An 11,609-nucleotide genomic window follows, 5' to 3' on the forward strand; every position below is an offset into this window, starting at 1 on the left:
AATGATTTGAACCGTGCGGTGATTGCATAGCGAGCAGATATTTATACTCCGTATGGAAGCCATCAGCATGGCGCTATGGAATCATCGCACTTCCCATCGCGGGAGTGCACATAATAAAGCGAATCCTGATCGAGTCGCGTAAGCAGAAGGCTTCTTACCTGTCGATCAGGATTCATGTGTTACAGATTAAAAATTAGTGATTCAGTTCGTTACATCATCAACCGTAGATTTTCAAGATTTATGATGTGCCAAGTCTTGTGTCATGTCTTTGTCCGTGTTCCGAGTTATCTTTTGTATGGTGGCACGGATACTTTTTACATTTTCCTCGATAAATCCGGGTTCCAGCAGTTCATAATGATTGCCAATCAAGCTATGCTCTTCATAGCTACCTTGTGTAGCGTCTTTCCATAAAAGTCGATTATCTCCTGTACCCTTGACCGTTTCTGATCCAACGGCGACAAAGCCGTGAATATTCGCCTGAACGCTCTCTGTATTCACAAGCTGGTTGCCATATACCGCGTAAGCGATCATTTTACGTTGGTACGTTTCATTCAACAGCTCACGGTAGGAGTCGGGAACTTGTTCCAGCATGTCATGAATTTCATGCTCTGTTTCTTCAACTGTGAAGGGCAGGGCTTCCGCCCTTTTGACCGAATCGAGCATAAAAATATCGGATACAGTATGACCTTGACGTTCCAGTGTGTCAGCAACCTTATGCGCCAGATTACCACCTATGGAATAACCAAGCAGCACATACGGACCTTGCGCTTGCGTGCTGACGATCAAATCAACGTAACGTGCCAGCATGGCCTGCTCATCCGCAGCATCATCTACGAACTCCAACCCATACACGACTGCGTCCTGATCCAGTTGTTTCGCAAGCTCCGCGAACGACAGCCCGTATCCAAGCATAGGAGGAAAGCAGAAGATGGAGATCGGACCGTGTTCATTCAACCGAATGATTGGACTATCGGCCTTGTACTCCAGATCGGCTTTCAATAATGTGAGCGCCTGCGCTTCTATAGTTGGGAAGTCCAGAACACTACGGATGGGAAGCTCAATATCTGTAGCAAGGTGAACTTTGCGTATAAGCTCCAGTACTTTTAAGGAATGTCCACCTAACGTGAAAAAGTCATCGTGGATACCCACTTGTGGAATTTCAAGTACTTCCTGCCAAATGGCTGCCAGCAACTGTTCCACATCGGTTCGCGGTGCGACATATTCTATACCCGTGTGCAGCCCTTTGTCCGGCACAGGTAAAGCTTTGCGGTCGATTTTGCCGTTTGTCGTCAGCGGAAACCGATCCAGCTGTACAAATGCGGATGGAATCATATAGCTCGGCAGACTGGCCGACATAGCAGCTCGAATCTCACGGATGGTCAGCTGTTCATCGGCAGTGAAGTAAGCACATAATTGCTGCTGACCTGCTCCATCCCGCAAAGCGATAACAACGCTATCCCGCACGGACGGTACACTTGCCAGCCGCGCCTCCACCTCGCCCAGCTCAATCCGGTAACCGCGAATTTTAACCTGTTGATCAATCCGTCCAGCGTATTCCAGTATGCCGTCTTCACGCCAGCGAACAAGGTCTCCCGTACAGTACAGGCGATCTCCGTCCACCCACGGGTTAGCAAGAAATCTCTCAGCCGTCAGCTCAGGACGGTTTAGATAACCACGTGCAACTCCGTCTCCGCCGACAACCAGCTCACCCCAAGCTCCGACCGGTTGCAGGTTAAATGACGAATCCACAACATACGCCGTCGAATTGCGGATGGGGCGTCCGATCGGCACAGAATCCAGCTGTTCTTCCGTAATGTGATACGTCGTCGAAAAGGTTGTATTTTCCGTTGGCCCATAGCCGTTAATGATGTTGATGTCCGGATTATCGCGCAGAACCCGGTTAATATGGGGTGCAGACAAAACATCACCACCAACGAGCAAATACTTCACATCGCCGAAAAGTTTACTATCCTGCTGTGAAAGCTGATTAAATAACGGTGTGGTCAGCCACATCATGGTGACGCGATGATCCCGTATCGTCTCTTTAAGCTTGGCCGCGTCCAATAGATCATCCTTATGCACAAGAACAAGCTGACCGCCGTTCAGCAGCGCGCCCCAAATTTCAAACGTAGATACATCAAATACAAACGCGCAAGTCTGCAGCATTCGGGTCGATTCATCAAATGGCACATAATCCGTATTGCGGACAAGGCGCACGACACTTTGATGCTCAACAACGACACCCTTAGGCTTACCTGTTGAACCTGAGGTATAAATGACATAAGCAGCATGATTACCCGCTCCATCTATACCCAGATTGGAAGCATCTGCACTGTAGGACGTATCCTCATTCAGATTGACAATCTGTCCGTCAAAATAGCAACGATCCAGTAAATCCTGCTGGGCCAGCAGCAGCTTGGCTCCCGAGTCCTCTAGCATATAACGGATACGGTCCTCCGGATATTGAGAGTCTACCGGCACATACGCGCCACCAGCCTTCAAAATAGCGAGTGTTCCCGTAATCATATCCAGTGAGCGCTCCGTCAAAATGCCCACAGGTTCATCGGATTTCACCCCTGCATCACGCAGCGTATGCGCTAAACGGTTGGCTGTCTCATTGAGTTCCCGATAGGTCAATGATTGATGACCCAAAGCTACGGCAATATGATCCGGCGTGCGCTCTGCCTGCTCCTCAAACAGTTTTTGGATCGTGTGATTGCTTGGATATGCAGAGGCAGTGTCATTAAACTCTCCTGTAATTTGTTGTTTTTCCGCCGCTGTAACCAGTTCCAGCTCTTCTACGCAAACATTCGGGTTAAGCAAAACTTGCTCCAACAGGTTCACAAAATGTCCATGCAGACGCTCAATGCCTGTTTGATCATAACTTAACGCGTTATACATAAAACGAATCTTGATGCATTCTCCCGGCATAACGACTAAGCTCAGATCATAGTTAGTCTGCTCTGCAGCCACCACATTGGAAATCGAGAATGTATCCTGCCCGTCACTTCCCAGTTCCTCGACCTGCTCATCTACTGGATAATTTTCAAACACCATAATATGGTTAATTAAATCCTGTTTCTGGTCGGTCAATGCCTGAATCTCAAACAGTGGATACGTATCATATGCATGAGAAGCCAGCGCCTGCTCCTGCGTTTTCTTCATAACTTCTGCAAAAGATTCCCCTGCCTCACTAAGAATGCGAACGGGAATGGTATTAATGAACAAGCCGATAATATCCTCTACCCCGATAATATCTGATGGACGGCCTGAGACGACACTGCCAAATACGACATCACTGTGGTTGTTATATTTTTGCAGCACAATCCCCCATGCGGTTTGTAATAACGTATTCATGGTCACTTGATATCGCTTAGCCGTCTCCTCCACCCGGAGGGTCAACTCACGTTCCAAAACCGTCACCCAATCACTAGCCGTGTTGCCTTCACTCTTGCGACCGGATTTTACAGCTGGTAACGCTGTTTGCTGCTCATATCCGGATAAATAGCTGCTCCAGTAGTCGGTTGCCGCCTTGCGATCCTGTGCTTCCAGCCATTCAATAAAGCGGCTGTACGGCACTGCCGGTGCCAGTTCTGGTACTCTGCCCTCCTGAAGTGCTGCATAGCTTTCAAACACTTCTTTGTTTATAAGGGACAGACACCAGCCGTCCATGACGATATGATGAAAGCTCCATACAAAATGATAGCTGTCTTCTCCGGTACGTAAAATCGCTACACGCAGCAGGACATCCCGACGCAGATCAAAGCCCCGTGCTTTATCTTGTAGCTTGAAATTTTTCACCCAGGAATCTATTTCATCCTCATCTAGATGGTGTAAATCTTCATATTGAAAGCCGCAATCCCGATTTCGATACACCACCTGCAACGGTTCCGTATCTCTGCCAAAATAAAAATGTGTACGTAGCGCCTCATGTCGCCTAACCAGAATATTCAGGCTTTCTGCAAAAGCCCGAATGTCCATCTGACCTCGCATATCATAAGAAACCTGCTCAAAATACGCGTCATTCGCAGCTGCTTGACTATCTAGCTGGCTGTGAAACAGCATCCCTTTCTGCATCGGGGTCAGTGCATATACATTGTCAATCTCACCCGCAGCACCCATTTCAGATAAGAGACTGTCCAAGCCCTCCACACTCATTCCTTTATAGGAAATATCACTTGGGGTAAGCTCCGGGTGTTCTTTATGGATGCAATGCTCCAAAATTTCACGCAGGCTCGATTCCAATAATTTCGCCAATCGCTCGATCGTCTCCGGTCTATAGCTGGTACGGCTATAGCTAATCGTCAGACCCAGTTGGCCTCCCGAAATGATGCCGCCAAAATCCAGTGTATACGTTCGAGCCATGGTCGGGCTCAGCGGCATCCCACCCTCATATGAGGATGATTGCAAGTCGTTCCCTTTCATATCTTGATCGAACTGTCCCAAATAGTTAAAGCTGATTTCGGGATCTGTCGTAAATATGGCTGGAGATGCCTCCAGTGCCTGTGTCTGACGGTCGGATAAATATTTCAGTACACCATAGCCAATCCCTTTTTGCGGGATGCCGCGCAGTCCTTCCTTCACACCCTTGATCCGTTGCGAAAGTGCCAGTTCTTCCGGCATATCGAGCAAAACAGGATATTGGCTTGTAAACCACCCTATCGTTCGGGTAATGTCCACCTCTGGTAAAATGACTTCACGTCCATGTCCCTCCAGATTAATCAGGAAACGCTCATGTCCGCTCCATGCTTGCAATGCCATTCCTACCGCCGTCAACAACAGGTCATTAATTTCTGTACGGTAGGCACGATTGGCCTGCTTGAGCAGCTGCTCTGTCTCAGCATGTGTCCACAAAGCAGTAACCGACTCACTATCGCCAATCAATGGCTTTTCGTGCTCGTTATGCCCGTAATCCTGCGGCAAAGGAGCCAGTTCCGCTTGTGCAAGTTTCCCCCAATACGCTCGCTCACGTTCCATAGCTGGACTGTTGGCGTAAGCGTGCAGCTGCTCGGCCCACGTTTGGAACGAATCTGTTTTATGAGGCAGCTGAATCACCTGTTCACCCTTGGAGGCTTGATCATAGGCAGTCGCCAAATCCTCGAATAAAATGCGCCAGGATACCCCGTCCACCGCCAAATGATGAATCACGACCAGCAGATGATCTCCATCCGGGCAACGGAACAGCCCCAGTCTCATCAGCGGACCTTCGCTTAGGGAAATACCAGATTGAATTTCATTGCATTTCGCTTCAATTATCTTCGTCAAATCTTGCTTGTTTACATCGCTGTCATTATAGTCAAAGCACTCCAGATGGTACGGTTCGCCTTCCTCTATACTGCGGTTCCATGCTGTACATCCGTTCTCCGACAAACTAAAAACCATACGCAATGCATCATGGTGCGATGTAATCTGATGGATCGCCCGCCGTAGTGCCTGTTCGTCATAGCCTTCCTGACGATAGAGCATGACAGATTGGTTAAAATAGTGTGGTTCTCCCGTTGGCTGTTCAAAAAACCAGCGCTGAATCGGTGTAAGCACTACATTTCCTGTAACCTCGCCCTGCTCGGCTATTCGGTTAACAGGCTGAATATATGTGCTTAGTCCCGCAATTGTCGGGTATTTGAACAAGTCCTTCATTTCCAGCTTGTATCCAGCCTGAAACAAGCGAGACGATACTTGGATGGCCTTGATGGAGTCACCACCCAAATGGAAAAAGTTATCCTGTATTCCGACTTTCGGGATACCAAGAATGGCTCCCCAAGCCGTAGCCAGTGCCTGTTGGACATCCGTCTCAGGTGCCATATAATCCATACCTGTATCGAGATTGTGCTCAGGTGCGGGCAGTGCCCTGCGGTCTACTTTGCCATTCAGCGTCAAAGGCAGTCTGGAGAGCTGCACAAAGTAAGACGGCACCATATAGCCAGGCAGATCCTGCGACAAAATGTTACGTAAGTCGCTGGCGCTCAATTCACTGTCTGTTGCAAAATAGGCACACAGCTGTTTTTGTCCGTGATCATCCTGCCGCACGGTAACAACCGATTCCTTCACACCTGGAATCGTGGACAAACGGGTTTCAATTTCACCCAGTTCAATGCGGTAGCCGCGAATTTTGACCTGTTCATCCATTCTTCCCTTGTACTCCAGTACACCATCAGCACGCCAACGCACTAAGTCCCCTGTACGATAGCAATATTCTCCAGACCGGAATGGACTTTCAATAAATTTTTCCGCCGTAAGCTCGGGCCGATTCAGATATCCTCGCCCAACGCCGTCGCCACCGACGATCAGCTCTCCCCAGGCTCCGATAGGTTGCAGCTTCAACGAACGATTGACCACATAAGCGGTCGAGTGATCAATTGGACGTCCAATGGGAATAGCCTGGGTTTGCGGTTCTGTAATGTCATAGATGGTGGAAAAGGTGGTGTTCTCCGTCGGCCCATAAATATTGGCCAGGCGAAGCTGCGGGTACTCCTTCAACACACGATTGACGTGTGGTACAGACAATACATCACCACCCACGAGCAACTCCTTCAAGGACGCAAACACTCCGATTTCTTGCTGCGAATACTGATTGAATAAAGCCGTGGTCATGAACATCGTGTTAACACGATACTTGTCAATCGCCTGCTTGAGCTTGGAGGCATCCAGAATAGTGTCATGACTTACCACATACAGTTGTCCCCCGTTCAGCAGCGTTCCCCAAATTTCAAATGTGGAGGCATCGAACACAACTGCGCCCAATTGCAGCATACGTGTATTTTCATCAAGCATGGCATAGCTTTTGTTTTTCACTAGGCGCACGACATTACGGTGCTCAATCATCACGCCCTTCGGCTTGCCTGTCGTACCAGAGGTGTAGATCACGTACGCAAGATCGGAGGAAGATCCCCCTGTTGTAATCGCAATTGTTCCATCCGTCTGAGCGTCACATTCAGATTTGCTATTGCATCGCTGTTCATCACTCAAATCGATGATCGGAATGCCGGGTTCAAAAGGAATCTGCTCACGTCGCTGTAACAGTAACAGCCCAGCACTGGAATCCTCCAGTAAATAACGGATACGCTCCTCAGGATAATCAGGATCAATGGGAACGTAAGCCCCTCCGACCTTCAAAATCGCCAGCATACCGACGACCATTTCAATGGAGCGTTCAGCCATAATCCCTACTCGCTGTGTCTCTGGCTCGGACCCGCGCCGTATCCCATGGGAAGCGAGTATGCGTGCCAGACGGTTGGCACGTTCATTCAGCTCGCGGTAGGTAAGCTGCGTGTCCGCAAAGGTGACGGCCAGCCGATCTGGTGATTGCACTACCTGTTCCTCGAACAGCACATGCAGTGCTTGATCTCGTGGATACGGATAGTCTGCTACCGTATCATTGAATCTCTGCACAAGCAGCTCTTTTTCTTGGGCCGAAACCATTTCAATAGCCGAAAGAACGATATCCGGCTGTTCTATAACCGCATTGATAAGCTGCTGCAAATGTTCAGTCAGTCGTTCAATGGTTTCCCGTTTGTACAGCCGAGTTCCGTATTGAAGAGCACAGGAAATTTGTTCTCCATCCTCCACTGCGAACAGACTCAAATCAAATTTGGCCGTCGTTTGTTCACTTGGATAGGATGCCAATTGCAACCCCGCCAGCTGCTGCTCTTTTTGCTCTAAGTTTTGCAGTGCAAACATGGTATCAAATAACGGATTACGGCTTAAATCTCGATCCACGCCCAGCTTCTCCACCAGCTCTTCAAACGGATAATCCTGATGTTCAAAAGCTGTTAACGCGTTATCCTTGACCTCCAACACATACTCGCGGAACGTTTTCCCGCCTTCTGGATAATTACGGATTGCCAGTGTATTCACGAACATCCCGATCAGACTGCCAAGATCTGCATGGGGCCGCCCTGCAATTGGCGAACCGACAATAATATCTTCCTGCCCGCTATAGTGGCTAAGCAAAGCCGAATAGGCAGCCAACAGCACCATATATAATGTCGATTCCGTCTGCACCGCAATGCTTTTTAAGCCTTCACTTTGTCGTTGGTCAAGCGTAAATTCCAGCACATCTCCTTCAAAGCTTCTCACCGCTGGGCGTGAATAATCAGTCGGTAGATCAAGCACAGGTAGCTCTCCTGCGAAGGTATTGAGCCAGTAGTTTTCCTGTTCCCGGTAGCGTTCACTTTGCTGCTGCTTCTGTTGCCAAGCGGCGTAGTCTTTATACTGAATGCGCAGCGATGGCAGCGTGTCGCCTGCATATAAATGAATGAAGTCCTGAATCAGTACATTTATAGAGGTACCGTCCGAAATGATATGATGCATATCTATGAGCAAAATATGATGCTCTGGGTCTGTTTCAATCAAACCAACTCGGAATAACGGAGCTTGCCCCAGATCGAACGGCTGAACAAAGTTATGTACCAGCTCATCCGTTTCCTTTGGGGCAGCTCCGTGAGCATAGGTCAATTCCATGCGAAAAGGAACCTCGTCATGCACTCGCTGGACAGGTTCACCGTTCATGGTCTCAAAACTTGTGCGCAATGTTTCATGGCGTTCAATAAGCTGACGGAACGCGTTATCCAGTGCCTTGTGATCAAGTGAACCGGTCAGAGTCAGGGCACCAGGTATGTTATAGCTAATTCCCGCTCCATCAAGCTGATTGAGGATATACATCCGTTTTTGAGCCGAAGAGACCGCATAAAATGGCTTATTCTCCGTAACAGGGATGGATTCATAGGTGGTTTGCTCCAGTGCTTCAATAACCTGCGCCAGCTGTTCAATTGTCGGATGCTGGAACAAATCCTTTAGCTGCACATTTTTATGCAATTCCTTATAGATGAGTGATATGACATGTGTCGCCCGCAGGGAATGTCCTCCTGCCTCAAAAAAGTTATCCTTAATCCCAATGCGCTCAAGCTCCAGCACATCTTTCCAGATGCTAGCCAGTTGTGCTTGTAATTGATTTTGAGGAGGTACATATTCTGCGCCTGAGCTTACACCTCCCTCTGGCTGTGGCAACGCTCGGCGATCCACCTTGCCGTTGGGCGTCAGTGGCAATTGCTCCAGCTGTACAAAATACGACGGTACCATGTAGCCCGGCAGCTCCTGACTCAAAGCACTACGCAGCTCACTTGTCGCTACTTCCGCATGGGTGACCACATATGCGCAGAGCAGCTTTTGCCCCTGCTCATCTTCATGTGCAATTACAACAGCTTCTCGGACTGCCTCCAGCTTCAACAGCTGTGCTTCCACCTCGCCCAGCTCAATCCGGTAGCCTCGAATTTTCACCTGCGCGTCGATTCGTCCCTTATATTCCAGCGTCCCATCCGCATTCCAACGCACCAGGTCCCCTGTACGATAGCAGCGTTCGCCGCCACGGAACGGGCTGTCGATGAACTTTTCGGTCGTCAGGTCTGGGCGGTTGCGATATCCGCGAGCCACCCCGTCACCGCCGACGATCAGCTCCCCCCACGCTCCAATAGGCTGAAGCTGCATCGAACGGTCCACGACATATGCCGTCGAGTTATGGATCGGGCTACCAATGGGCACAGATGCCGATTGAACGCCGGTAATGGCATGTGTGGTGGAAAAGGTCGTATTTTCCGTCGGACCGTAGCCGTTAATGATATGTAGATTCGGATGGGCCTCCAATACCCGGTTAATATGCGGTACGGACAGCACATCACCACCAACCAATAGCTCCCGCATCCCCTCAAATAGTTCCAAGTCCTGCTGGGATAGCTGATTAAAGAGTGGTGCGGTCAGCCACATCGTGGTAATGCCGTGATTGCGAACAACTTCCTTGAGCTTGGGAGCGTCCAAAATAACATCCTGACTCACCAGCACCAGCTGTCCACCGTTCAATAACGCACCCCAAATTTCGAAGGTGGACGCGTCAAAGACAACAGACCCGGTCTGCAAAATGCGCGTGTCGGCATTCAAGCGTGCATAATTTGTGTTTGTCACCAAACGCACGACATTACGGTGCTCCACCATAACCCCTTTGGGCTGGCCTGTAGTCCCTGAGGTGTACATAATATAGGCCAAACGACCAGCTGCGCTCGCCTTCGGTTGTTCTCCAGCTGCATAAGCCTGCTGTATTTGTTCTGCTTGTTCTGATTGCGTAGCTTTTGGTTGCATGGTTTCTGGTTGTATGGTTGTCGTAGAAGCAAGTTCGGGACTGGCGAAAATGGAGTAGAACGGATCTAGGCAGTCCACGTATCCCGGATCAGTATTCGTCCCGTGATCATTCGGCAAAATTGGATCGTAACGATCAGCATCATCCGTTCCATAAATTGCAGCATCGCTAAGGTCAAGCACCATTCCCTTAAAATCAGTGGGCCGATGTTCCATTCGCTGCACGAGCAGTATGTCCGCACCGGAATCCTGCAGCAAATAGCGTATACGCTCATCCGGGTAATCAGAATCAATGGGTACATACGCTCCACCTGCTTTGAGAATTCCGAGCATACCGACAATCATCTCAATCGAGCGTTCAGCTACAATGCCGACCGTCTGCTCGGTGCGGATTCCCTGCTTACGTAAAGAATGAGCCAGTCGGTTGGCCTTTTCATTCAATTCTGCATAGGTTAGGCTATCTTGCCCACACACTACCGCCACCTGCTGTGGTGCCTGCTTCGCCTGTTTCACGAACAATTCATGAATAGACGCATGACGTGGATAATCCACAGTTGTATCGTTGAAGGTATGGACCAGCTGCTCTACTTCTTGCTCTGACAGTACTTGTGCTGTGGAAATCGCCAACTCTGGCTGCTGCAAAACAATAGTGTACAGCCGCAGAAGCTGCTCAACAAAGTGCTCAATCGTCGTCTCGCTATAACGGTCGCTACTATACTTTACGTTCAGGGAGACCGCTTCATGTTCCCATTGAAACTGGAAATCCAGTTCAGATTGTACGTGATTTAAAAAATCAGAAATATGAATATTTTGCAAGGATACTGTGGTGTGAATAAGAGGCTTTTCATCCTCATTACGTTGAATGTCAAGTAATTCAGAATAGTTCCAAAAAGGAATGTTTTGATGTTCAATAGCTTCGCCGACAGAGGTTTTGATTTGAGACAGCAAAGCTTTGAAGGTTGTGCTGGAATCCAGCGTATTTTTCAATAAAAGCAGATGGTTGATCGGCTTTGTAGCACCGTTGCCAGACTTGGCTACCGGGATGCCCAGCAGCACACGTTCCTCACCTGTGTATTTATGCAATAAGCTCTCTACTCCAGCAAGCAGGACCATAAACACGGCCCATGGAGCGCCACCTGTTATAGATGATATTCTTTGGGAAATTTCAGTTGGAAATGTGAGTGTGTACGTATGGGAATTTAAACTCGTTACAGTTGTACTTCTGGACACATGGTTGGTGTATGGTAGGCAGATGATATGATCCTCAGATTCCAGTTTATGACTCCAGTAATTTTTTTCCTTCTCAAATAAGGCTTTCAATGACATCCCTCCTGCTTCTCGGGGCCTGTTCCCCCGGTTGGATGGTGCGTTGTTACGTACATGAGCGTTGTGTCAGAAAAAGAATACTTTGCAGGCAAGGGCAGTCGGACAAGCCGCCGCCCTCTGCACAGCAAAGTGAAATCATTGCATCTTAGAAAACTGAT

Annotated in this window: 1 protein-coding gene; it reads right to left on the reverse strand. The window is 48.9% G+C overall.

What is annotated here, in order from left to right:
- Nucleotides 1–231 precede the first annotated feature (231 nt).
- Nucleotides 232–11,445 carry an amino acid adenylation domain-containing protein gene (locus MKX59_RS16045; RefSeq protein WP_340858537.1) on the reverse strand — a complete coding sequence of 3,738 codons (11,214 nt, stop codon included), beginning with the start codon at nt 11,443–11,445 and terminating at the stop codon, nt 232–234.
- Between the last annotated feature and the right edge of the window lie 164 nt (nt 11,446–11,609).

This window comes from Paenibacillus sp. FSL R7-0340, assembly GCF_038002205.1.
Taxonomy (GTDB): domain Bacteria; phylum Bacillota; class Bacilli; order Paenibacillales; family Paenibacillaceae; genus Paenibacillus; species Paenibacillus polymyxa_B.